24 protein-coding genes are annotated in these 25,082 nt (G+C 51.5%); 7 read left to right on the plus strand and 17 right to left on the minus strand.

All coding sequences use genetic code 11. The features are described from left to right. The first annotated feature begins 248 nt into the window (after positions 1-248). Together Pan161_RS30560 and Pan161_RS13910 are read left to right on the plus strand one after the other, a co-directional pair. Positions 249-395: a hypothetical protein gene (locus tag Pan161_RS30560; RefSeq protein ID WP_197995866.1), complete on the plus strand. Its 147-nt coding sequence runs from the start codon at positions 249-251 to the stop codon at positions 393-395. Between the two features lie 47 nt (positions 396-442). Further along, entirely contained in the window at positions 443-1,546 is a 1,104-nt protein-coding gene (locus Pan161_RS13910; protein WP_145227935.1) for a mandelate racemase/muconate lactonizing enzyme family protein, read from the plus strand. 61 nt (positions 1,547-1,607) lie between these two features. Here Pan161_RS13910 and Pan161_RS13915 read toward each other — a convergent pair whose 3' ends face one another. The 3 genes from Pan161_RS13915 to Pan161_RS13925 all read right to left on the minus strand — a co-directional run bounded on the left by Pan161_RS13915 (position 1,608) and on the right by Pan161_RS13925 (position 3,429). After that, positions 1,608-2,036 (minus strand): hypothetical protein, encoded by a 429-nt coding sequence (locus tag Pan161_RS13915; RefSeq protein WP_145227937.1) that lies wholly within the window; start codon positions 2,034-2,036, stop codon positions 1,608-1,610. An 80-nt stretch (positions 2,037-2,116) separates the two neighbouring features. Continuing rightward, positions 2,117-2,470 (minus strand): hypothetical protein, encoded by a 354-nt coding sequence (locus tag Pan161_RS13920; RefSeq protein ID WP_145227939.1) that lies wholly within the window; start codon positions 2,468-2,470, stop codon positions 2,117-2,119. Between the two features lie 314 nt (positions 2,471-2,784). Then, positions 2,785-3,429 (minus strand): RNA ligase family protein, encoded by a 645-nt coding sequence (locus tag Pan161_RS13925; RefSeq protein WP_145227941.1) that lies wholly within the window; start codon positions 3,427-3,429, stop codon positions 2,785-2,787. A gap of 228 nt (positions 3,430-3,657) precedes the next feature. On the opposite strand from Pan161_RS13925, the gene Pan161_RS13930 reads away from it, so the two are divergent. After that, positions 3,658-5,556 carry a CocE/NonD family hydrolase gene (locus Pan161_RS13930; protein WP_145227943.1) on the plus strand — a complete coding sequence of 633 codons (1,899 nt, stop codon included), beginning with the start codon at positions 3,658-3,660 and terminating at the stop codon, positions 5,554-5,556. 82 nt (positions 5,557-5,638) lie between these two features. Here Pan161_RS13930 and Pan161_RS13935 read toward each other — a convergent pair whose 3' ends face one another. The 3 genes from Pan161_RS13935 to Pan161_RS13945 form a co-directional block, all read right to left on the minus strand. Then, positions 5,639-6,574, minus strand: coding sequence for a DUF1559 domain-containing protein (locus Pan161_RS13935; protein WP_145227945.1), 936 nt, complete (start codon positions 6,572-6,574; stop codon positions 5,639-5,641). A 68-nt stretch (positions 6,575-6,642) separates the two neighbouring features. Then, positions 6,643-7,086, minus strand: a complete 444-nt coding sequence (locus Pan161_RS13940; protein WP_145227946.1) for a hypothetical protein — start codon at positions 7,084-7,086, stop codon at positions 6,643-6,645. Positions 7,087-7,338: 252 nt separating this feature from the next. After that, complete coding sequence (locus Pan161_RS13945) at positions 7,339-8,040, minus strand: ion transporter (protein WP_145227948.1); 702 nt, start codon at positions 8,038-8,040, stop codon at positions 7,339-7,341. A 356-nt stretch (positions 8,041-8,396) separates the two neighbouring features. Between Pan161_RS13945 and Pan161_RS13950 the strand changes: the two genes are divergently transcribed. Then, on the plus strand, positions 8,397-8,840 hold the full coding sequence (locus Pan161_RS13950) for a hypothetical protein (RefSeq protein ID WP_145227951.1): 444 nt from the start codon (positions 8,397-8,399) through the stop codon (positions 8,838-8,840). 70 nt (positions 8,841-8,910) lie between these two features. Continuing rightward, positions 8,911-9,840: a DUF1559 domain-containing protein gene (locus Pan161_RS13955; protein ID WP_145227953.1), complete on the plus strand. Its 930-nt coding sequence runs from the start codon at positions 8,911-8,913 to the stop codon at positions 9,838-9,840. 209 nt (positions 9,841-10,049) lie between these two features. Here the strand turns inward: Pan161_RS13955 and Pan161_RS13960 are convergent, their stop codons facing one another. The 10 genes from Pan161_RS13960 to Pan161_RS14005 form a co-directional block, all read right to left on the minus strand. After that, complete coding sequence (locus Pan161_RS13960) at positions 10,050-10,406, minus strand: hypothetical protein (RefSeq protein WP_145227955.1); 357 nt, start codon at positions 10,404-10,406, stop codon at positions 10,050-10,052. Between the two features lie 349 nt (positions 10,407-10,755). After that, the gene (locus Pan161_RS13965) at positions 10,756-11,292 is read right to left on the minus strand and encodes a hypothetical protein (RefSeq protein WP_145227957.1); all 537 of its coding nucleotides are present in this window, start codon (positions 11,290-11,292) and stop codon (positions 10,756-10,758) included. A 79-nt stretch (positions 11,293-11,371) separates the two neighbouring features. Beyond that, positions 11,372-12,301: a TIGR01777 family oxidoreductase gene (locus Pan161_RS13970; protein ID WP_145227959.1), complete on the minus strand. Its 930-nt coding sequence runs from the start codon at positions 12,299-12,301 to the stop codon at positions 11,372-11,374. A gap of 35 nt (positions 12,302-12,336) precedes the next feature. Then, positions 12,337-13,137 carry a DUF1559 family PulG-like putative transporter gene (locus Pan161_RS13975; protein WP_145227961.1) on the minus strand — a complete coding sequence of 267 codons (801 nt, stop codon included), beginning with the start codon at positions 13,135-13,137 and terminating at the stop codon, positions 12,337-12,339. Between the two features lie 248 nt (positions 13,138-13,385). Then, a complete protein-coding gene (locus tag Pan161_RS13980; RefSeq protein ID WP_145227963.1) occupies positions 13,386-14,420 on the minus strand; it encodes a DUF2332 domain-containing protein in 1,035 nt (344 codons plus the stop codon). Positions 14,421-14,448: 28 nt separating this feature from the next. Beyond that, positions 14,449-15,186, minus strand: a complete 738-nt coding sequence (locus Pan161_RS13985; RefSeq protein ID WP_145227965.1) for a DUF4190 domain-containing protein — start codon at positions 15,184-15,186, stop codon at positions 14,449-14,451. Between the two features lie 106 nt (positions 15,187-15,292). Beyond that, entirely contained in the window at positions 15,293-15,958 is a 666-nt protein-coding gene (locus Pan161_RS13990; RefSeq protein WP_145227972.1) for a GAP family protein, read from the minus strand. 95 nt (positions 15,959-16,053) lie between these two features. Beyond that, positions 16,054-16,554, minus strand: a complete 501-nt coding sequence (locus Pan161_RS13995; protein WP_145227974.1) for a hypothetical protein — start codon at positions 16,552-16,554, stop codon at positions 16,054-16,056. A 99-nt stretch (positions 16,555-16,653) separates the two neighbouring features. Then, on the minus strand, positions 16,654-17,634 hold the full coding sequence (locus Pan161_RS14000; RefSeq protein WP_145227976.1) for an alpha/beta hydrolase: 981 nt from the start codon (positions 17,632-17,634) through the stop codon (positions 16,654-16,656). Positions 17,635-17,713: 79 nt separating this feature from the next. Continuing rightward, on the minus strand, positions 17,714-18,283 hold the full coding sequence (locus Pan161_RS14005) for a hypothetical protein (RefSeq protein ID WP_145227978.1): 570 nt from the start codon (positions 18,281-18,283) through the stop codon (positions 17,714-17,716). A 122-nt stretch (positions 18,284-18,405) separates the two neighbouring features. Between Pan161_RS14005 and Pan161_RS14010 the strand changes: the two genes are divergently transcribed. Both Pan161_RS14010 and Pan161_RS14015 read left to right on the plus strand, forming a co-directional pair. Beyond that, on the plus strand, positions 18,406-20,124 hold the full coding sequence (locus Pan161_RS14010; protein ID WP_145227980.1) for a hypothetical protein: 1,719 nt from the start codon (positions 18,406-18,408) through the stop codon (positions 20,122-20,124). Positions 20,125-20,325: 201 nt separating this feature from the next. Then, a complete protein-coding gene (locus Pan161_RS14015) occupies positions 20,326-24,189 on the plus strand; it encodes a PVC-type heme-binding CxxCH protein (RefSeq protein WP_145227982.1) in 3,864 nt (1,287 codons plus the stop codon). Positions 24,190-24,250: 61 nt separating this feature from the next. Here Pan161_RS14015 and Pan161_RS14020 read toward each other — a convergent pair whose 3' ends face one another. Next, positions 24,251-25,051: a hypothetical protein gene (locus Pan161_RS14020; protein ID WP_145227984.1), complete on the minus strand. Its 801-nt coding sequence runs from the start codon at positions 25,049-25,051 to the stop codon at positions 24,251-24,253. Positions 25,052-25,082: the final 31 nt, after the last annotated feature.

The raw sequence follows: 25,082 nt of genomic DNA on the forward strand, positions 1-25,082 counted from the left end.
CAGGACTGTCCACGGAAGAGATGTTCGAAGAGTTCTTCGATCGGGGGTGTGTCTTGCGGGGTGAGCAGGTTGGTGATGTCGGGAATCATGACGGAACTTTACTGGAATCGAATGAGGATGGAGCAGTGTTGTGGATTACTTTACTTTAAGGGAGGAACGCTGTCACAACAACCGTGGACGATGTGTATTGTCTCAGGAACCCCACTCGTTTCCAGTCGATCTACAATCAATAACGCGGATGGCCCCGAATGAAATTCGGAGTTGTCGAAGACAACAGGAAACTGACAGAGCAATCGCACGATCTGAATGACAACGTTCCGATCCAGGATCATGATGCACTGACATCAGTTTGCGTATTCATCAATCTGCTTGTCGGCTTACTGGGGAAGTGGTAGCATTGAATTCTCGCCGACAACCGATTCCCTTGCCCCTGGAGTGTTCCATGAAAATCACAGGCGTCGATACGTTTCTGGTAGATGTCCCCCTGCAGACTCCGGTTTCACCCTATCAGTCCCGTTACATCTGCTCCACGAGTACCGGTGCTCTGCTGATCCGCATGGAAACGGATGCTGGCATTATTGGCTGGGGCGAAACACCACAACGGCTCTCCTTCCAGAACGCCACCAGTTTTACCGGCGCAGAAGCCGACTACTTTCGACCGATACTGCTGGGCAAAGATCCGACCGACAACGCCGCCCTGTACGCCGACTGGGGTATAGAAGAACCCTATCTGCAGTCACTGGTCGAAATGGCCTGCTGGGACATCCTGGGCAAGCAGGCGGGACTCCCCCTGCATCGTCTGCTGGGCGGCTTGTACCGGGATCGCGTCGAAGTCACCTGCTGCATGGGCATTCGTGGCCCGGAAGAAGCCGCCACCATTTCAAAACATTATGTCGATCTCGGCTTCTCCACACTCAAAACCAAAGCGGGACGTTCGCCGGAAGAGGACCTGGCAATGGTCCGCGCGATCCGCGAAGCGACGGGAGATCGTTTGAATCTCCGCATCGATCCCAACATGGGCTATACACCGGAACTGGCTCTGCAACTGGCCCGCGACCTGGAACCGTATGATCTGCAGTATTTCGAACAACCGATGCACAAAGACCTGCTGCAGGAATCCGCCGAGATCCGCAAGCTGACCAGCACGCCGCTGGCGCTGAATGAATCGGTGACCACCATGGAAAACGTCCGCAAGATCTTAGAACTGGACGCCGCCCAGTATCTGCTGCCTGACACTTACCAGTGTGGCGGAATCTGGGCCGTCAAACTCGTCGGCGAAGTCGCAGCTTCCGCCGGTGTCCCCTGTATCTTCCACTGCGCCCACGACCTGGGTCTCCGCACCGCCACCATGCTGCACATGGCAGGTTCCTCACCCAATTTCCCCCTCGCCAACGACTGCACGTATTACAGTCTGGAGAACGATATCATCGCCGAGCCGTTTGAAATCAAAGCAGGCAGCATCGCAGTGCCGACGAAACCAGGGTTAGGGGTGGAGATTGATGAAGCGATGCTGAAACGGTATCTGGTGGGGAGTTCGGTAGAGTGATTTCCTGATTTAAAGTTAAAAGCAGGGGTGGCCCGAATTATATTCAGCCCTACCCGCCCCTTTACGGTTTCCGATCTGAGATGGCAGTGCGAAAGCTGTTTCGACAAGCGGGGATTCCGTTTAAGAACTGGTTTTCGGGAACAAAACCATAGTTTGACAGGGGATAGAACTGTTCGCGTTCAATGATTTCTTGAGCGCGTTTACCGGCAGTTGTCTGTGGATATTGACTGCTCAACTCAAGTAGTTGTTTCTGTGCCTGCCGAAGCCGATACAGAGCCAGTTCTTCCTGCAATAGTGCCTGTTTCTCAATCGCTCCCCGATTCAGGTCATCTTGTGAAAACAGCAACGCGCTATCCGGCACCTCAGTTCTGGAACCCAGGCTCTGTTTTGTAGACGTACTTTCTAAATCTGCAGATGTAATTTGAGACTGCATCAGGTTTCCGAAAATAAAGCAGCCCACTGGAATCACAAGCAAATACATTTTTCGCATCAGGTCACCTTCCCGTATCACGGAAACCGATTCGTAGCGAACCAATAAATGAGACTAATCTGCCATTCAATCCATTACGGTTACGGGCTGTTCAACTGCTGAAGACGATAACCAAGCTGACTGGTGGGCAGACCATTGATGTAGTAAACCCGGGGACCAGGACCGTAGTGAAACTTGAGCTGCGGCCCATCGATGCCCAGGGTTTTCTGGAGCCGTTTCTCTGCCGTTTTGCGGGGATAACGCTTCCGTAAATCGACCAGTCTATTTTCCGTTTCCCAGTTTTCAATTGCGGGAATGTTTGTCAGAAAGACTCGCTGATGTGGTTTCACAGCAGAAACAGGCGCCTCTGACTCCTCCGATTGCGCTTCGTCTGGAACCAGGCTGACCAGGGCCACCAACATCCCTGCCAGCAAAGTGAATGAAGTTTTTCGCATCTCTCCGATTCTCCTCTGATTAAGATTCCCAGTGCCTGCTGGTACGAGGCGGGATTTTATGCCAGAACAGAATTACAGGCAAGGTCCGTTTCGACAGGGCTCCTGCCGGGCTTCGACTTCATTTTATGCGCGACTGACGATCATGATTTGACAATCGGTACGAAAGGGTAATCCCAGCAAAAAACTGATCACAAACTGTCCTGTTTATTTTGTCAGGCTCGAAACTGAATAGTTACGCGAATGCCATGACATTTTCCTGAACGTCAATAAAACAGGGGAGTCGATTGCACTCTATCATACAAACTCCAAGCAGTTTATTCCCAATATTGTTCCCACTTTTCGGCAAAGGCAGCTTTGAGGCGACTCATATAATCATCGGTTTTAATTTTCGCCATCCAGAGATCAGAACCGGATCCACCTTTGCAGATAACACCTTCAGTGACATCGTATTTTCCTGCACGAACATCGCTTGCAAACTGCCCGTTGAATTTTCCTCGATAAACAACAGCTGCAACGGGTAGATGCCCAAAGTCATTAAGAAATGCTTCCGGTCCCAGTATCCCCGCTTCAGTAGCAATATCGAATAAAATCAACTGCTTGGGATCATCTGCTTTGTGCATGCCGGCAAAAGACTGTGGGCCGAAGAATTCCGTATACACGATCATTTCAGAATTTTGTGGATATTGTTCGCGAAAAATATCATTCAAAGGCTCTCCCAGAGTTTGTAGAAACAGTTCCGACGACTCTTCCAGTCCGGGATGTGCCTGATTAAATCCATTGATTCCCGCTTCATCCAAATCGAATCGGTTCCGCCTGGTACCAAACGCGTACCAGCCCAACTCACGCTCCCAGACCCAATGCAGGTTGGTACCATCGTACTTTTCAAAGGCAAAACACTTACCCAGGGGCGCATTGCTGCTGTCAGGAATTTTGGGATAAGCTAGTCGAATTCGTCCCATGAAATAAATCTCATTTCAGATTGAATCGAGGATTAAAAGCTCTACTACCTGAAAGACCAAAATTTCAGAAACGGGTTCATTCACAAGCACATCAGCCTTTGATTGACAACCCTGACACTTCCAAGTAGCCTGCAGAGACAGGGTTTCCTGCGACCGCCCTGTTTCCCACCTGCGATTTCCGGCAATAACCACCGCCGAAATAACAACCGATTTTAGAAAGTAGGCACCATGATTTCCCGCTTTGTTTTTCGTTCTCAGCTGCGGCTGTTCATTTCCAGTTTCATCCTCTGTCTACTGCTCACCACTGCCGCATTCGCCGCCGGTGGTCCATATGCAGTGGAAGTGCGCAAGAACGTCATGATCCCCATGCGGGATGGTGTGAAGCTGGCGACCGACGTCTATCTGCCCGTCGAAGATGGCGACGTACTCGATCAGAAACTGCCCACCATTCTGGAACGTCGACCTTACAACAAAAACGGCTGTAAATCGTCGGGCACCTATTATGCTTCACATGGCTATGCCTTCGTGGCGCAGGACACCCGCGGCCGCTACGGTTCGGAAGGCGTCTGGCATATGCTGACTGATGACGGCGTCGATGGCGTGGATACCGCGGCCTGGATTGGGAAACAACCCTGGTCGAACGCGGAGATCGGCATGATCGGCACGTCCTACGTCGGCGGTACACAGCATGCACTCGCAATGGAAAAAGCACCCGAACTGAAAACCGTGATTCCCGTCGATGCGATGTCCAACCTGGGTTATGCCAGCATGCGAAACGGAGGGGCGTTTGAACTGCGATTCTGGAACTGGATCTATCTCAACGCCGGCAAAGGGAGTCGTCAGTCACACGATCTCGGCACCGCGGCGGTCCTCAAGGAAATGGCAGAGAACCGCGTGCAGTACCTGTTTCGGCTCCCGCTTCGCAAAGGGACGACCCCGATGAAGCTGGCATCCGAATACGAAGACTGGCTCGTCGCCGGTATGCAGCATGGTGCCAACGATGATTTCTGGAAGCAGAACAACATCATCGATTACCCCGAACAATACAAAGACATTCCCGTTTACCTCGTAAGTGGCTGGTACGATTCCTGGAGCAGCAATAACACGGCGAACTTCCAGGTGCTCTCAAAAACGATTAAAGGCCCCGTGTATATGATCATGGGCCCCTGGATTCACGGTCGGCAAGGCTCTCATTCCCATGGACAGGTCACTTTCGGCAAAGAAGCCGCCATCGCCGATCCACTGGGCTGGCGTAAGGAATGGTACGATCACTGGCTGAAAGGCATCGACAACAGTGTGGGGACCGCTGCTCCCTTTGAAACGCCCGTCCGTATTTTTGTGATGGGCACCGGCGACGGTTCCAAAACCCAGGACGGCAAACTTCAGCATGGCGGCTACTGGCGCAATGAAAGTGAATGGCCGCTGAAACGTACCGTTTACACGAAATACCATCTGCAGCCGGAAGGCGGACTCTCCACACAGTCCCCGAAAGCGGAGCAGGCCGCGACCACCTTTCTGTTTGATCCTGCCAACCCGGTCCCCACGATTGGCGGCAATATTTCCAGCGGTAACGACATTCTCGTCCAGGGAGGCTGGGATCAGAAAGGGAGTGAGCATATCTGGAACTGGACGCAGCCGATCCCGCTCTCTGCCCGCAATGATGTGATCCTATTTCAAACCGAACCACTGGCAGAAGATCTCGAAGTGACCGGCGAACTGGCCGTCAAACTCTGGATCTCTTCCGATGCGAAAGACACCGACTTTACCGCCAAGCTGATCGACGTATATCCCCCCAGCGCTGACTTCCCCGGTGGCTTCGATCTTAACATCGGCGACGGCATCATTCGCACCCGCTTCCGCGATTCCCTCAAAACCGCGAAACTGATGCAGCCCGGCACTATCTATCCTGTGACGATCAAACTCTATCCGACTTCGAATGTCTTCAAGAAAGGACATCGCATTCGTGTTGATATCTCCAGCAGTAACTTCCCCCGCTTCGATATCAATCCCAATACAGGCGAACCGCTGAATAATAACCGCCGGTCACAGACGGCCAATAATACGATCTATCACGACGCGAAACATCCCTCGCACATCGTACTGCCGGTGATTCCTGCGAAGAAATAAACGATTCTTTGCCATTAAAAAAACGGCCAGAGATAATAGATTCTCTGGCCGTTTCTGTTTTACCGTATCACGGTTCGGCAGCTTAATATTCGCCGACCACATTTCCATCCGCTTTATTTCCCAGGTCCTGCCAGGTCCCCAGGTGAATGTTCTCAGAGACGAAGCGAATCCGCCCGTCTGCAAACAGGGTATGAACGCCACCCACGTGCTTACTGCGTGAGCCCAGGAGGGCTGTTCCGCCGGTGCTCTGGGCACATTCCATTAGATCTGAATTGGGACCGATCAGTGTGGTGTAGCTCCAGGCGTACATGGACTGGGCATAGAACCAGGAAAAACCACGCTGCTTCTGATTCGCAGTCCCAGTACAGACGGTACCGGAAGTCGCGTTGATGCTGGCATAAGGATGGCCCACAATACACTCGGAGGACAGCATCGTGTTCGAAGTTCCGTCTTCAATGTCCTTGATCTGTGTCTTACTGTTCAGGAACATGACCGAACGACCGTTGTTCTGATAGGTTGAACCGCCGGCAGCATATCCTCCGCTGTTCGCAGTGCAGGTGACATAGTTGGTGGGACCAAAGCTGGACTGTCCGGTCGTTCCGCGATTACCGGGATCACTGGGGCAGCGATAGGCGGGAATCTCATAATTCCGTGCTTCCGTATTGGCAGTGCCGCCACTACCCGGCTCAACACTCCAGTTGATTTTATTAAACAGGGGTGCCTGATCCATGTAAGGCAGAATGCGGGCCTGCCAGCCGATCATGCTGGTTTCCCATTCGCTGGCAGCCCCTTTGCGGCGGATGGTCGCTGGCGGGAAGGTGCGAAAGGTATCGTGATAATTGTGTAAAGCCAGGCCGATCTGCTTCAGATTGTTCTTACAACTGGAACGGCGGGCCGCTTCGCGTGCCTGTTGCACGGCCGGCAAGAGCAGCGCGATCAGAATCGCGATGATGGCGATGACCACCAGCAACTCAATCAAAGTAAATCCCTCGCGACGCTTCAGAAATAACGCTTTCATAGTTTGGTTTATCCATCTGAAATAAGAAAAGAACATCAGTACGTGGAATACATACTGCACGAAAATAACTATTTGGCTTCGAGCGTAAAGTCGGCGGTATTTTCGCCTGCTTTCACTTCGTACTTCAAAGTTGTTTGAGTGTTGTACCGGGCAGGCACATACTGCTGCATGATTTCGGTTTTCTCGCCGTCTGATTCCTGAAACTTGCCCGTTTTGCGGGTCGCATTGATCAGAACTTTATTATTGCCGACCGCCGGGCCTTCTTCGACAGAAAGCGAGTAGGACCCGTCTTTGATTAACGCCTGCGCCATTTTGCCACGCACCGGTTTACCGGCTGCATCGACATCGGGTACAAACTGGATACTGCCTTCGGGCAATGGCTTGCCATCGTAGGTCACAGATCCGGAGACGGCGGCACGTTCGATGTGCTCGGCAGAGCCACCAAAACAGCCTGTCAGGGTTAATGCGCAGAAAAACAGCGCAACGGAATTCTTTCGCGAAACGGGGAACATAGCGAGCCTGTCTGTTCTAACAATTTCGAAATTCAGTTGTCGGGTTTAGAAAAGCAATCGGCTTGAAATCTCAGCTGACAAAATCGACCGATGGGTCAGAATCAGGAGGGTTCCATGTGATTCTATGAGGCAGGTATCTGAGGCGTGATTGTTTCCATCTGAATTGAATTATAGATGACCTGGGCCCCCCTCCACAATGAAAAATACCCAAAATAACGGTACAAACAAGCGGAACACCCCTGAACAATCTGATCAGTCTTCCAGTTCCCGAGCTTTGGAAAGAGCGGAAGCCACCAGACCTGCAGGAATGGAAACGATGCCCAGACCCACGACAAGAATACAGAAAGTAAACATTTTACCACCAGCAGTTACAGGATAGATATCGCCGTACCCGACTGTTGTCAGTGTAGAAACCGCCCACCACAGACTGTGAAAGACGGAACTGAATGCTTCTGGTTGAGCAGGATTTTCGAAGTGATAAATACCCACTGCAGCCAGATAAAGTACAATCATGCTGGCAAACAGAAATAAAGCCAACTCTTCTTTGGCGATCAGGAAAGCACGATGGAATCGCTTTGCAGCAGCACTGTAACGGGCCAGCTTTAAAATACGAACCAGGCGCAGCAACCGAAATGATCTCAGAGACCTGAGATCCAATCCTGTGCTGAGATAAAACGGAAGTATCGCCAGTAAGTCAATGATCCCGAAGAATGAGAAGATAAATGCGGACTTGTCAGAGGCGACAATGACTCGCGCCAGGTACTCGACGGTAAAAATTATGACACTGAGAATTTCAATAAAATGGAGTAGCGATCTGCTGGCGTCAGTAAGGTCAGGCAGAGTTTCGATGGAGAAGCAGATTAGCGAGAAAATGATGATGGCTTGAATCACAAGATCAAATGCTTTACCTGCTCTTGTATCTGAGTCTTCAATAATCTGTTTTAACCGCTGCATTATGACCTTCCCCACGTTTCCCATCCGATTGACCAGCCTGCCGGGAACATATTTAACCCTTTTCCCACCCCACTCTCAACTTTGTAACGAAATATCCGATTCTTGATAAAGCACAGAGCGTACGATCGGGCCTACTGCGAATTTTCATCATTTTTTAAAATTCTGCGAACAGGAAACACATAACAGGGGTTAGATATGTAGATTTGCTGCTACACGATACCTGCCCGGCGTAAGCCCTGATCAACTCGATCCTCCTGAAGACGCTCTGAAACCCGCTTTCTCAATCAGCCAGACCAGCAGCCCGATTACTTTAACCCGATACCTTTCCACTTCTATTTTTAGAGTACAGGCTCGCCATGTTTCACGTTTCCCGTTCGACCTTTTTTGTGCTGACATTATGCGCTTTGACGCTCAGTGGTTGTTTTGGTGGCTCGAAAGAAAACCTGGAACGTGCCTTTGTTTCGGGGACCGTCCGTTTTGACGGCAAGCCACTGTCTGAAGGGAGTATTCAGTTTATTCCCGACCTGGATGCGACAGGCCAGAGGATTCATGGTAAAGCCGTTCAGGCCATCATCACCAACGGCGTCTATATGCTGGAAGCAGATCAGGGGCCGGTCGTCGGCGCGAATAAAATCATGGTCAACGCCACCCGGAAAACAGGTAAGTTTCAGAACTTTGATGGCGTTAAAACCGAGATCATGCAGCAGTATATTCCTGCAAAATACAACGCTGATTCCACGCTCAGGTACGAAGTGAAAGCCGGCGAAAACACGGCTGATTTTTCTCTCCAGACCCGGTAGCGATATTCTCTGCAGTCTGATGATCCAACAGATCATTTAATTTCATTTTTACTATGGAAACACCAATACTATGAAGACTACCTTACTGAAGCGTCGCCAGGGATTTACTTTGATTGAATTGCTGGTCGTCATTGCCATCATCGCCATTCTGATCGCATTGCTGCTGCCGGCAGTACAACAGGCACGTGAAGCAGCCCGTCGTTCCACCTGTAAGAATAACCTGAAACAGATCGGTCTGGCGCTGCATAATTATCATGATACCGCACTCACGTTTCCGTCCGCACATGTGCGTACCGTCGCGAACAGCTGGCTCTCGAGCCAGATTGGCTGGCAGGCGCGGATTTTACCTTATGTAGACCAGGCGAATCTGTACAACATGATCGACTGGAGTATCCAGCCCGGCAATACCGGAACCGAGAATACGACCGCCATGAAAGAGGAACTGCCTGTCTACCGCTGCCCCAGCGATCCCGGCAGCCGCGGAACAACCGGGCAGCCTGCGTATGGCCCGACCAACTATGTCGTCTGCTCTGCCCAGTACGGCACCTTTTCAGCCGGCGGAACAGATTTCGCCAACAACGGAAAGTCGGTCATGTTCCTGAACAGCGCCACCCGCATTCGCGACATTACCGATGGAACTTCCAATACAATGATCGCATCAGAATGTAACGTGGGTCACCCTTACGCCAGTGCCAATACAACTTCGGGAACCGTTTGCACCGGAACCGCAACCCAACTGCTGAGAGGCTATACCTGGTTCTGGGGACAGGCAATGCATATGTGGAGCTACACCACTCTGGTCGGACCGAACACCGACTTGCTTGAATGCTCCAGCGGAACCGGTGGACCGGCTCTGATGGGAGCGCGCAGCCAGCATACAGGCGGCGTGCATGTGCTCTTCGCGGATGGACGAATTCAGTTTATGTCCGAGAATATCAATCTTGGTACCTGGCAGGACCTGGGTGACAAGTCAGACGGTAATGTGATCGGTGAGTATTAAACGAACCCGCCAGCTTGCTGAAAACAGAATCGGCCAGTGGAGAAATCATTCACTGGCCGTATTTTTTTACGATGCCGTTCCCGAATGTGAACGGCAATCATCCGATTGATGCGTTACAGAACAGGATACTCAGTAACATCCAGACTTAAAACCGGTTCTTTTTATCAGAACTGGTTTTCGTTGGCTGATGAAGTTGACTCAAAGACGTTTCAACTGCATTGTTCCGCACCACGCGTGATGCCTCCTAGATCGGCTGCCAGTCGCTCTGCGATCAGACGGCACGAATCGGAGCATTCCGCGAGACCTTCGACAATAATTACTTCAGGAACGTCTTCGATCTGGAGTCCCAGTTCCTGCAGTTCCTCGTGACATTCAAACAGCACGTTTTCAGTCGGCTGAATATCAACGGTAATGATCAGCTGATTTTTGTTTAACTTCCAATGGCGATCCTCGGGAGAACTGGAAACTTCACCCTCCTGATCTTCGAGAATGCGTGCCACAGTAGAAGTCTCTGAATCACCAAACGCCTGCTTCAGAAAAACCCGACTTGCAGTAATGATCGACATACTTGTCCTCTCCATAAAATTTTCAATCAATCAAACATCAGAGAACAGAAGGATTGAAGCTTTCTGCTCAGAATGAATCTCTTATGAGATTTCTGAATCTGTTCCAAGATCAAGTATACAAAGGTGAGAGCCACTTGTCGCTTAAAAAACAGGAGTTCATAAAAATGAGGTCAGAATGTCGCGGACTGCACTTGCGATGAAATGTAGATATGCTAGATCGAATCACATTTAACCATAGCGTCTCCCTACTATGATACTTGGCCAAAGCCGCTGGAGACGCTTTAGTAAAACCGGACACAATCCAGCTCTGACTGCTGCAGAAGGAACTGTACTCTCGATTCACGACGAATCAGTTGCTTGCGGGATTTGAAGTGACTGACTTTAATGCCTGCCCAGGTCCCTCTTTCTCTGCAGGTGCAGGATAAATCCAAGTTCGCTGAAAATCATCTTCGAAGACCAGTTGTTTTTTGCCTGCGTACTGGATTTCTTTCGACATCGTTTTTTGCTGAGACGATTCGTTGAGGATTGTTTTCTCGAAATGGTAGTGGTCGCCTTGTTCGTCTGTTTTCAGATACGTCCACGTCACCTTGACACTTTGATCCGGTTGATCCGTTCCCATTGTCGCTCCATGCGTGACGGTGGTGTTGGCAGAGGCTTTCTGGGGACTGAACGTGGTCGTGGTCGACGGACCTTTTTCATATTTTTCCAGTTTCACCAGCACAGGATGGTACAGAGGCTCTGGAGTCTCAGTCGAAGCGGTCTCTTTTTCCGACTGCACTGAAACAGCTGCTTCTTCGGTAGCAGGTAGATCCCCGACAGGCGTGGTCAAAGACTCGCAGCCCGAAATGAACATCAGACAAAGAAGTATTAGCGTATGATATTTCATCAATCGTTTCCTCGATATCAGGATTGTGGTTGATCTACATCCATGTTGATGACAACGTGTCTTACTTTCATTTAATTTCCTACTTACGTTTTCCATAGATATCACGCAGGGCGGATTCCAGATCCGAATAGGAAAACTCAAAGCCCTCTTCCCGCAGACGACGCGAGACACAATAGCGGCCATACAAAGCCAGTTCGGGATCGGTCCGCATCAACAGCGGCGCGCCGATCCGTACCATCCAGCTCGCCGCAGGCAGGCCGATCGGCCTCTTGAGTGCTTTTCGTAAAGCACGCATGAACTCGGCATTCGAAACCGGTTCCGGAGCCGTCGCAAGATAAGCCCCCTGCATACTCTCTTCGGTGATCGCACGAAAGAAGAGGCGATTCATATCCAGTTCGTGAATCCAGCTCATCCCCTGCTGACCACTGCCCACCGTGCCTCCCAGTCCCCAGCGAACCAGTTTACTCAGCCGCGACAAAGCACCGCCATCACGGCCGACGACAAAACTGGTTCGCAAAATCACTTGACGCATCTCAGGCAGCACCGCTCGCGCATAAGCGGCTTCCCATTCGCGTGCCACGAACGGGGCCAGTCCGTATCCGAAGGCAGAATCTTCATCGCAGACACACTCCGGCGGATCTCCATAACGATGGGCCGTCGACATCTGCACCCAGACCGGGGGCGGCGTCTGAATGTTCCGCACCGCTTTACCGAGCACCTCAGTTGCTTCCACCCGCGAACGCAGAATTTCATCACAGTGATCGGGAGTCTTGATGCAATCCACGGTCCGTCCCGCCAGGTTCACAATGGCAGCCGCCCCATCCAGTTCCCTGCACCACTCACCCACGCTGCGGGCATCCCAACGCAGAAACCGCCACGTACCTTCTCGTCGAGGTTGAGTGCGCGAAAGCAGCACAACTTCATTGCCCAGTTCCACCAGATATTCAGCCAGGTTCAATCCCAGAAATCCACTGCCACCGGCGATCACAACTCGATTTGTCGTTTGCATACTGAGGGGCTTTGACTTGAAGAAGCTTACTGCGGTTAATACCGATAAGGTATACCAGGAATCTCAAAATTATCCGACTGATCCCTGCTGATGAAGGCCCGCAGGTTCTCGGAGGAGACGGAGTCCGAAATAAAATGCACGCCGCCATCGCAACTCAGAACCAGATACCCATGCGCAGTGAATCCACCAAACCGCGGAACCGTGGCGTCTTCTGAATAAGCAATATCAACCGGCTTCGTCCAGGGAGCTTTGCTGCGCGATTCCACCAACATCAATGTTGAAGCGGGCCAGCCTTTAATGTCCATATAGCTGGTAACTTCGCCGGGAGCAAAAGCCGTCCCCTTTCCCACTACAGCATAGTAAGCGCTTTCGGTGGAATCGGGTTTGTCGCTGTGATGATGATAGACGGGCGGCATTGTTTTCAAAACCGCCAGATTCGCAGGACTGTCCCAGGACTGGTTGATATCGTAACCGCACTCTTTGATCGCCGCATTATACAGTTCTCTGTCCATATACTTGAGATTGAAAGGCGCCGCGCCATCAACGAACTCTCTAAGTAACGGCAGCAGTTCTACCCGCCAGCTGTGCTGTGTTTTCCCATCCGGAGCATACACGACCGCCGAGGGAAACTGCCCAAACAGGTCGTGGTAGTTATGCATAGCCAGACCAATTTTCTGCAGATTCCTGTACCCGGCTGTCTTCTGAGAGAGCTCTCTAACCGCCTCGTACGTTTCCGGTTCCTGAAATGTTCTCTTTTCAGCCTGGTCAGCAGCGAGCAACGATATCGCAAACGCCGTGATCCCCAACAGCGTCACTCCTCGCATGGGTTTCTGCATAGCTTTACCTCTGAATCATTTCATCGAAATTCAGTCTGAAGAAATCTAGTGTACTACAAATTAGTATACTAGATCGCGTGACATTTAACCATAGCTTCACTCAATCAATGATACTCGGTTCAAACGGCTCTGGAGACGCTATAGTAAAACTGGATACAGTCTCTGTCCTGCATTGCTTATGAATCACCAGCTTGTCGTTTATTCAATTTGTTGCATATGCATTTGAGAATTATCGTTTTTCAGACCACTTACGCCAGCCACTCAATCCAGTCACCATGCCCGTCCGTGTTCGCTAATGGTATTTCACTCTGCTGCCCATCCCGATAAATCTGTAATCTCAACAGGGCATCATGTAGATTATTAAAAATATGAACCAGGTCGCGCTGCTGTCCCAGTTGATTCAGCGTTTTCAAAAACGATTCCCGTTCCGCTTGAGAAATCTGATTCGCCACATGCGTATGATAGATACAAAGCAATGAATCCAAAGGGACCTCTGTTGCGATTTCTTCCACCTGTGCGAAACCGTTGCCATTACGCAGATCAAGATCAAATTCAGACCGCCGCTTTATCGCGGCATCCATGAGACATCGTCGCCAGTGATGCTCCGGCCAGATCAATGCCCTCAGCCAGTCAGCTTCCGCAGGGAGTGAGGTATCAATCACATTCAGATCAACGCCAATCCGCTCTGAGACAGTCGGCATCGGATCGCTGAGCACAGCAGGTCTATCTGCGCAAAACTCCGCTGTAATCAGTACGGGCGAGGAAAGATCACCATAAAAACCGTATACATCGCCGCTCTCATCGTAATCATACCGATAACGGTCCCAGAGCAGATTCAGGCCGGCACTGCAGCCAATCTCCAGCAGCGCAACAGGCCGAGGCTCGTAATGCCGCAAGGCAAATTGAAACGCGGGTAACAGAAACGCACAGCGGCGGACTTCATTGGTCTGCACGAGTCGTGTCTGCAGCAGTTCGATGATTTCACGCTGATGACTCAGTACAAAATCTTTAAACGCCGGAAAGGCCTGCGTGGGGTCTTTTGGCTCCGCAGTGCAGGTTGCATAGTATTCTGCCAGGGGATGAGTGGGATCAGCGACCAGTAGATATTGCACCGCCGCAAACAGCAGATTCGGAACCGGCTGACCCGCGGGAGCCTGACCGGCGATCTGCAGCAGCGCTTCATCAGCGGCGACTGCTTCTGCCAGACTGCAGTACAGAGGCGATATTCCCCGACACTCCTGTCCCGCGAAGGAAAAAAAGACTTCCGACAGACGTGAGCTCATATTCTGCTCATTTCAAATCTCTGAGTTCTCAACACCCTCCCCCGGCAGAAAACGGACCCTGAAAATGATCTGCAGTCAGAGCGGGAAAAACAGCACTCTGTTTCAGCAGGAATTGCGGTGCTTCCGGATCGCTTTTCGCATCCGGATTACGCACCAGTTTGCCCGAAACAGCGATCGGTTGATGATTCCATTCCCAGGTTTTTCCCTGGGGCAGTTGGACTGACACGACCTCTCTGTGACCCGGCTGAAACCCGAAGCCCCCTCCGGGCTGAGTAAAATACAAGTCAAACTGATGCTTGTGGAAACCCTGCCCCGCATAGATGGCAAATCCTTTGAAACAGATGTCTTGTCCCAGCAGAGATTCCATTCGGCTTTCGGTATTCTTTCTGTCATTCACAATGGCGGCAAAATCGACACGTTGGAAGCCGGACAAAGCTTCGGAGCGGAAGCGGATTTCGTACCAGGTCAGATGCCAGACGGGTGCGAGCATTCCGCACACCAGGGAGAGCTGAATGCCACATCGCGCGAGCTTATGCCCACTGAGTTCGTAATGGCGAATGGACTTGAGCGCGACACATCCCAGCACAACGCCGGGAATCGCCAGCCATGCCAGCGTGGGGAAAATGAATCCCAGCATACAGAACACACCCAGCCCGGCTGATGTCACAGCCCCCTTGGAGATCGGTGAATAGCAGATCTGTTCAGCGAAAGGCGTCTGATCGCTTCGCGATTGTTGTCTTTGTTCTGGTAAATCCCTTTGATTCATCTTCTTAATCCCCGGAAACAGCAAGGTTACCGCTCCACTCAAACCGCTTTGAGTGAGGACAGAATCAGACAACTCTATCATAGACGATGTGACAACCGGGAATCTATTAAAACATCTCGTATCCGGTCACAAAATAAATCATCGAGTCGACGATCAGAGCCAGGCCGACCAGCGTCAGCAGAATGGGCATCAGAAAATTGCTAGTGCGGACCAGCCACGAATTGATGGTGCGTAAGATTTCCTGACTCTTCTGACCGGAAGTAGTGATCAGCACGGGAACCAGGGCAAACGGCAGTGCATACAGCACGTTGTAAACGGCCAACACAACCAGCGCCGTCATCGGTGTCATGTCGGCCTTGAGCATTTGATCTAATGCCGCAAAATAGGGAAGCGCGAAAGGCATGCCCATGAAACTGACCACCGCCCCCAGACCGATTGCCTTGAGGGGTGTCAACGTGCGGTTTTCTTCAGCCTGTTCTTTACTTTTCGTTTTCCAGGAGAGATAGCCTACCCAGAGCAGAATCACACCGAGCACAAAGCCGATGATGTAATCGATCAGTTGCGGATGCGACAGGTGATCGGAAATCTGCTCGATGCCCACCGCGATCACAATTCCCGCGAGATAATAAGCCAGCGTGTGTCCCAGCAGAACAGCACAACTGTTGATCACGGGACGATCGGTGCCAGCAGCATAGACCAGAAAAGCGAATAAAACCGGGTTGACGACATCCGCAATCAGAATCGGAATCAGGGTCATCCAGAGCTCAAACACAGACTCACTTCCTTTTGAAGTCTAAAACGAATACGTGATCTTCTCTGGGCCAACATCAGGAACTCTTACCACATTCACTGACATCGGGGAGCAACTCAGACAACGTCTGCTGTCATATTTTCATTCAGGACCAGCGCGGTCTCGTTGATAGCTGACTCGATATAATCACGATAAATACATCCCCAGAATGACTTTTCTTCCAGAGTATATAGTTTACCGGTATTTCGTTCCAGTAAAGCTGGAGTATGAAACACACACCAGCGTTTTCGATAGGTATTATTCACATCGGCAATCAATGCTTCCGAAAACGAGTCACCCACATAGATCGGCAGTAACGCGTAGCCACATTGAAAACCGAATGGCAGAATGGTGTTTTTATGCTGCCCGGCAAATTCGCGTAAGGCCGCATAGTCATCCAGAATCGACTGGTAATTTTCAGGCGTCCGCTCGATGATAAACACATATGTCACCAGTTGAGTGGCAATCCAGTTCAAGCGGAACGGCTCCTGATGCAGCACCTGTACTTCCTGATCGGCGTAGTTCCACGAATGCACCTGCCAGCCTTTGTTTCGAAATTTGGTCGTAGTTATGGACACGCTTGTCTGCCTCCTGTGATCAATTTTCCCATCCACTCTGTATAAAGATAACGCAGCTATGGTCAAATTGTTCATATTACTTTCAACTATTATTTATTTTCACTGCATGCGATCATGCATAAATGCAAAAGCCCGCTGGTAGGTATCGTCGATCAGTTTCGGATCGCCGCCCGCTAATCCGTGTTCGGCATTGGGAATCGTGACCAGTTCATGTTCAACGCCCTGCTGCTGGAACTGCTCTGCCATCAACGTCGATTGTTCGTAAGGCACATCGGTGTCTTTCGTGCCATGCACCATCAGTGTGGGAGGATACTCTTTCGTCACATTTTTCAGGGTCATGTAGGGATCAAACTTTTCCGGTTCACTGTGATGGTCCCAGCCAGCCACTTCTTGCGGCCAGATCCCCTGCTGACGACAGTATTGATAGAACGCGCCACGCGATTTTTTGCTCTTCCGGGAATCGGCAATCGGTGCAGCACCGACCTGCTGATACGCTTCCGCTTTCGTTAATTTGGTCTGATGACGTGCATGTGGACTCGGTTTGCCGATCCAGTCACCAATCAGATCGCCATACCCCCAGAACGGGACCAGGACTGTCGGCCTGGGTTTCGCCCGGTAGCCGGCGACCATCGTCAGACAGCCTCCCGCAGATCCTCCCGAGACGGCGACCTTGCTGGTATCGACATTGAACAGTTCCGGACCCTTTTCATGCAGCCAGGTAAAACCGTCTTCCAGGTCCGCGATGATTTCCGGCAGTTTGGTTTCCGGAGCGAGGCGATAATCAAACGAAACGACTGCGTAGCCGGCGTTCAACATGTCTTTTAATACGCGGCCACTCACGCCGCCTCGATGCCCGACGATCAGCGCACCGCCATGAAACCAGACCATGACGGGCCGCGTTTGATTATCATCAGCCCGGTAGACGTCGGCTTTGATCTCCAGGTCACCCACTGTTTTAAAGGTGAAGGTTTTGACTTTGGGTTTGGCCGCGTTTGCATACGTGAGTTCCGGTAACCACAGTGTGGAAGCCGAAGCAGCACAGATCCCCAGCATCTGACGGCGATTGAAACCTTCTGACATGACTTGTTCTCCTGAAGAAAAAGGCCCGCATAGCTCCCAAGGTATCAGATTGAACCAGCCCGAAGCAAACCGGAAACCATTATCGGGCAGAAAAACAGACCAGCAGTACAACCAGCGTTGCCACGGCCAAAAGCATGAACCAGGCACTCTGTTCAGAAACGCGTTCGGGATGCCGCCACCAGTCCCGAAACGAACCGAGTCGATGCCAGAGCCAGAAACCAGTGGGAACAGTCAACAGCCCAAAGCCCCACATCACCCACACTGGCGTGCCCGTCTGCAGCATCACGCCGCAATCGCCTACGCCGTCCAGGGAACCGCCGGCAATGTAAGCGCCGTTCGCGATCAGACAGAAGCCGGCGAAAAACTGCAATAGGGAGACGGCGGGAGTCCGCAGCAGATGTCCTGTCAGCCAGAACAACAGAGGCAGCAGCACCCCCAACACAGGCCCCGTCCAGACAACCAGCGCCGGCACAGGATTGACGGAAAGATCCGTGCGCGAAATGGAGAGCGGATGCAGAACCACACGCGAAATGGAACCTCCCGTCAAAACGCCTCCCAGAATATGCCCCAGTTCATGCACGCCCATCATCGCCAGCCAACAGCCGAGCAACAGGCAAAAACAGAACAGAGACTGGTAAATTCGTGACATTCCGAGTTCGATTCCTAAAAAATTCTGGTGAATGGTCTTCCAGCCAGTTTAGGATAACAATTGACGATTATCCCCCCTGAAGCTGTACTTACAATAACATTTGACTCACATAGAATCTAAAGATGATGTCCACAGCCACCACAGAAACATTGACTGCAGATCATCCCGCTCACCGATCTCTGTGGAATTCGTCTAACCTGGCGCTGGGGGCACTGATTCTGCTGGTAGTGACAGCGACTCCCCAACTGATCTGTATGCCTGTCACGAATGATGTCTCTTACTATGATCTACAGGCCCGGACGGTCCTGAGAGGAGGCGTTCTCTATCGTGATATGGTAGAACCGAATTTTCCTGGCGTGGTCTGGGTGCACCTGACAGTCCGCTCCCTGTTTGGCTGGAGCACTGCAGCACTGCGGGCCGTCGATCTGTGCCTGTTCAGCCTGACGGTATTGCTGCTGACTCGGTTTGTGTCTGCGGTACGCTTTCAACTCGGCTTTGTTTTGTTCCTGGCTTATTATTCTGTCTCTGAATGGTGTCATGTGCAGCGAGATCTGTGGCTGTTGCTACCGATTGCTTTGGCACTCAATCTGCGTTGGGCCCAGATTCAGCGGAGTGCGCTGGAAACAATTTCCAATCGAACCATATTCCTGTATGGTCTGCTGGAAGGACTGGTCTGGGGCGCGGGGGTCTGGCTCAAACCGCATATCGTAATCCCCGCGCTGGCAGTCTGGCTTTGCTCACTCTCACAACCAGCTCTGCGTCATCGGGCGTTAAAAGATCTGGCTGGGCTGATCACCGGGGGACTGCTGATGGGAGCCCTGGGAATTGGCTGGCTCTACTGGTATGGTGCCTTGCCTTCGTTTCTGGAAATGCAGCTGGACTGGAACCAGGAATATTTGACTGACAAGATGCTGGATCACTATGGATTTGTCATCTTCAACATGGTCGTTCGACTCTTTCCTTACAGCTTTATCCACCTCGCAGCAATCCCGACCGCCCTGGCTTTACTGGTCAGACAGAATCTCCAGAGAGATCCTTCAGACAGGCTGCGCCTGCATCTGCTGTCAGCCCTGTATCTTGCCTGGTGTCTACAGGTGGTACTATTACAACATCCCTTTGATTATGTGCACTTCCCGCCTCTGCTGTTGGGGATCACTCTGCTGACATACTGGATCCATTGCAACCGTAGTTTCCCGCGATTATTGAAAATCACTGCGGGCGGATTTATAGCACTGGCACTGATCTGTTCCCCGGTCACAAAACCAGACTATCTTTGTTTGTGGGACGATTGTCTGCAGCAGGGCAGTACCAGCACGATTCGAAACCAACTGGCACGGATTCCTTACCCGGACTGGGAAGACTTGGAACGGGTTGCCGATTATTTAAGACAGCAACAGACGCAAGATCGCGAAATAACCTGCTACAGCAATGATCTGGTACACCTCTATCTCTATCTGGATCTGGAACCCTCAACACGTTATGTCTACAGCCATCATCAGGCAACTTTTTTTCCTTCGAAAAGGTCTTTGATTTTGAAGGCACTTCGGAACAGTCCCCAGAAATATATACTCACGAATCTGATGACGCCGGGCCTGCTCGTCAATCAGGCAAAAGAGATCGGCCCCGAAGGTCCACACGGTTATCCCCCCGCCTTTCCTGACAACTTGAAATCGGATTACCCCTGGAACCTGCCGATCGCCTTTCGCTCAGGGACATTAGCCGTACATCATTATCCCGGAAAATCGACAAACAGTCAGACCGTCATTCCCACATCGAAATCAATCCAGCCCCGATCAGACGATCTCTCTCACGGTTCACAACAAAATCCTGCGAATGAATGAGAGTTCTATTTACGATTAAACCATTTTATATATGTCACTTATGACGATCGAGTCTGTTTGGTCCTCCGCTTGAAGCCAGCTGTATTACACTTCTCAAAAAAACACACATTTGTCGGGTGACACGGCCTTAATCGGCCTGTTATGATGAAACACCACAATTTTTTAATTTCCTTTAGTTTATCTCACCAAGAAGTGGTCCCCATGCTTAACAGAGTGATTTTGAAGCACGCGCTCTCACTGTTTGTTGTTCTCGGTTTCTGCAGTCTGTCCGTTTTCCCGCTACTCGGTGCAGAAAAGACGGATTCCAAAAAAGCAGCGACTCCTGCAGATCAGCCTCTGATCCTGTTTATGATCGGGGAAGAAGGTTACAAGACGGCCGAAAGCCTGCCTGCTTTTGCCAAAGAACATCTGCAGCCTCTCGGCTTCCGTACCGAGTTTGTGTTCGCCGATAAAGACGATCCGAATTCGTTCTCTGGATTGAAATCCCTCAAAGAGGCAGACCTGCTGTTTCTGAGTGTACGTCGAAAAACATTACCAGCCGCGCAGATGAAACTGCTTCGCGATTACCTCGATTCCGGCAAGCCGCTGGTCGCCATTCGTACTTCCAGCCACGGCTTCTCGCTCAGCAAAGGGGAACCGGCGGAAGGTTATGTCGAGTGGAAAAACTTTGACACCGAAGTACTGGGAGGCGAATACGCGGGCGACTTCGGCAATAAAACTCCGACTGATGTGACCACCCAGCTGCGGGCCGAGCAGGACCCGATCATGGCAACGGTCCGTAATAAACATTTCCGTAGTGAAGGTTCGATGTATAAGAGCACGAACCTCAAAAGCTCCACGAAGACATTATTAATCGGACTGTCCAACGTGGAAGGGCAACCGGTCCATATGCCTGTCGCCTGGACAAACCGCTATCAAAAATCGCTGGTATTCTATACTTCACTCGGACACCCGAGCGATTTCAAAATCAATACCTTTACACATACACTGGTGAATGCCATCTACTGGTGCCTGAAACAGGCTCCCCCCCAGGTGGATGTCGCTGGCAAAATCACCCGCGATCGCTTCAAGAAGGATGTCGCTGCCAACGAGCAGGTCGACAAAGTCATGAAGGCCTTCAAAGGCAAAGGTGAAGTCGGCGATGAATCCGACCCGACTCCCCCCGCAGAGGCGGTCAAACTGTTTCAGGTTCACAAAGACTTCGAAATGGAAAGCATCGCTGCGGAACCCGAAGTCATGCAGCCCCTGTATCTCAGCTTCGACCATCGCGGCCGGATGTGGGTCGTGCAATACCTGCAGTATCCGTTCCCCGCTGGCTTGAAGGTCGTCAAATACGACCAGTACCTGCGTGCTGTCTTCGATAAGGTGCCCCCCGCGCCGCCGAACCACTTCAAAGGGGCTGACAAGATTTCGGTACTCGAAGACACCGATGGCGATGGGACGTTTGATAAAATTAAAGACGTCATTACCGGACTGAATATTGTCTCGGCTGTCACGGTGGGCAAAGGCGGCATCTGGGTCCTGAATCCCCCTTACCTGCTGTTTTATCCCGATGCCGACGGCGATGACATTCCCGACGGCGATCCTGAAGTCCACTTGTCTGGCTTCGGTCTGGAAGACACCCACTCGGTTGCCAACAGCATCAAATGGGGCCCCGATGGCTGGCTGTACGGCGCGAACGGCAGTACGACCACGGGGACCGTCAGTTCGGCCGTCACAAAAAACGTGCACTTTAAAGGTCAGATGATCTGGCGATATCACCCCGAAACAAAAATCTTCGAAATCTACGCAGAAGGGGGCGGAAATACCTTCAGTGTGGAAATCGATTCCAAAGGCCGCGTCTTCTCCGGTACGAATAACGGAAGTACCCGCGGCATGCATTATGCGCAAGGCGGATATGCTCATAAGAACTGGGGCAAACATGGTCCGCTGACGAACTCATACGCGTTCGGTTATTACGAACATATGAGGCACAAAGGATATCAGGAACGGTTCAGCCAGACCTTCTCGATTTATGAAGGGGGCGCTTTCCCTCCTAAATACAACGGTGCCGTCTTCGCAGCGAACTCGTTGCATAACCGCGTGATGGCCAGCAATCTGATTCCGGACACATCCACTTTTCGTACAGAAGATATGCCACCGATCGTGATGACACAGGACCGCTGGTTCCGCCCTGTCGATATCAAGGTCGGCCCCGATGGCAGCGTGTACCTCGCCGACTGGTATGACAGTCGCCTGACGCACGTCGACCCCCGCGACAACTGGCACAAAACCAGCGGCCGCATCTATCGTCTCAAACCAACCGATTACAAGCCCCTCAAACCGTTCGATCTTTCCAAGCAGACCAATGCGGAACTGATCGAAACCATGGGGCACAAAAACAAATGGTTTCGTCAGAAAGCCGTACAGGTGATCGGCGAACGCGGCGACACGTCGATGGTTCCCACATTACTGGCGATTGCCAAAGATGAAAACGATGATCGCTGCCTGGAAGCCCTCTGGGCGTTGAATCAGCTCGGTGCGTTCAACAAAGAACTGGCACTGGAACTGCTGGGACATCGCGATGAACACATGCGTCGCTGGACCATCCGTCTGCTCGGCGATTCCCACACCAGTTCGAAAAAGCTGACTGAGTCACTGGTCGGTCTGGCGAAAACAGAACCTTACGCCGAAGTACGTTCACAACTGGCTTCCACCGCCAAACGTCTCCCCGCGGAATCCGGGCTCGCGATTACCGCCGAACTGCTGCAGCGGGAAGAGGATCTGCAAGACCTGCATATTCCACTGCTGTTATGGTGGGCCATCGAAAGCAAAGCGACTTCTGATCGGGGGTTGGTGTTACAACTGTTCTCGAAACCGGATTTCTGGAAAGTCCAGATGGTGCAGGATTACATTCTTGAACGCATCATGCAGCGATATGCAATGGCGGGCGGCGATGAAAACTACGCCATGTGCGCCGAACTGCTGAAGCTGGCCCCTTCCGATCAGCATAAAGAAAAACTGATGGTGGGCATGCTGGAAGCGTTCCGTGGCCAGAAGATCGACAACCTGCCTGCAGAACTCAGTAAAGAACTGGCAGAATACCAGAAGAACCTGGGAGAATCGGATCTGGCTTTAGCGTTACGACTGGGTGACAAGGAAGCGACACAACGTGCATTGAAAATCATTGCTGATAAAAACGCCGACCGTCCGACTCGCCTGACTTACATTGAAATCCTGGGACAACTCAAAACCAAAGAAGCCGTCGGACCGCTGACGGCGATCCTCTCGTCATCGGGAGCCGACACACACTCGTTAAAACGAGTCGCGCTGCAGGCGCTGATGAATTTTGAAAACCCGAGTATCGGCAACAGTATTCTGGGGCGTTATCACAGCACGCTGCTCGACGAACACGATGTCCGCGGTACGGCCCAGCGTGTATTAGCCAGTCGCAAAGCATGGAGCAAGCAGTTCCTCGCTCAAGTCGACGCGTGGCGAATCAAAGCGAATACCATTCCCCTGGATGTCGTGCAGCAGATGTCACTGCATGATGACCCGGAGATCAAAGCCAGTATTAAAAAGCACTGGGGCAAAATCCGCGGCTCCTCTCCCGCAGAGAAACAGCAGGAAATGAAACGGGTCGCCGAGCTGGTCAAAGCGGGCGGCGGGGAATTCTCAGCCGGGAAAGTCCTGTTTAATAAAACGTGTGCCGTCTGTCATACGCTGTACGGCGAAGGAGGCAAAGCCGGCCCGAAACTGACGGGCTACGAACGAGACAACCTGAACTTCATGCTGCTGGCAGTCGTTGACCCGAGTGCCGCCATTCGTGAAGAGTTCACCAACTTCCTGGTCGTCACAGACGATGGGCGGACAGTGACGGGTCTCATCGATGAGCAGACCACCAAGACACTCACACTGCGTGATGTCAAAGGGCAGACCGTGCTCATCAATAAAGACGAGATCGAAATCCTCAAAGCGCTGGACCTGTCACTGATGCCTGATGGACTGACCAAAACCATGAGCGATCAGGAAGTAAAAGACCTCTTCAACTACATCATGAGCCGCACTCCGAACAGCGGTAAATAACGACCATAAAAATGGAGCGGGCCGCTCCCCTCGGCCTTCTTCATTTTTGTGTGTTGTTATTTTAAAAGCGACTCCCTGTTGAATTCGACTGCGCCGCCTGGGCTTGTCTCAGATTCTGTAGCAGTTTCACAATCGCTTCGTGTGCATGATATGTCTGGCCGATTACCAGTGATTTACTCGGTTCATGTATCGAAATGGTCCCCCCTTTAAACTGGAAGTTATAGACCTGGGCATCCTGGCCGGAGGAACCATAAATGGGGGCCAGCTGGTCAATGCCACTTGGTTTCCACTCTCCGAGGCGCGCGTTGCGAATTACCAGTTCCAGGGCGGCATAGCCATCCGGGCTGGATCCGCATAAATCGCCCACGGGATAGACCCGCGTCTTAAACATTCGCGCCGCTCGTTCCTTTGTAGTTATCAGAACCATTTCCTTGTCGACCACATACGTCAGATCGAGAGGGTCCAGAATATAATCCAGCACATTTTGCAGGGATTGCTCTGTGAATTTGACATCGATGATTTCTTCCCGGGTTACGCCGGCCTCTTCCAGATATTTGTCCTGCAGAAGAATCGGAATATTATGCAACTCCGAAAAATATACCATCGTTTCATACAGAGGGATCTTGGGAAAATTTGCATGGGTATCCCGCTTCAACATGCTGTCGATCAGTTCTTCACGTTTGGTTAACACGGGATAAAAGACGGGCTGGGCTTTCATAGAAACTTTGGGGAGTTCGACTTTCTTTTCCGGCGTCGCTGTTTTTTCTTCTGCCTGAACTGCCAGCGTCAATGCCCCGATTAACAATGCTCCCATACCTACAGACGGTAAACAGGAACGACCATGTTTCTGATTTCTACTCATCAATATGCCCTCTCAGGGATTAATTCGACTC

This window comes from Gimesia algae (genome assembly GCF_007746795.1).
Lineage (GTDB): Bacteria > Planctomycetota > Planctomycetia > Planctomycetales > Planctomycetaceae > Gimesia > Gimesia algae.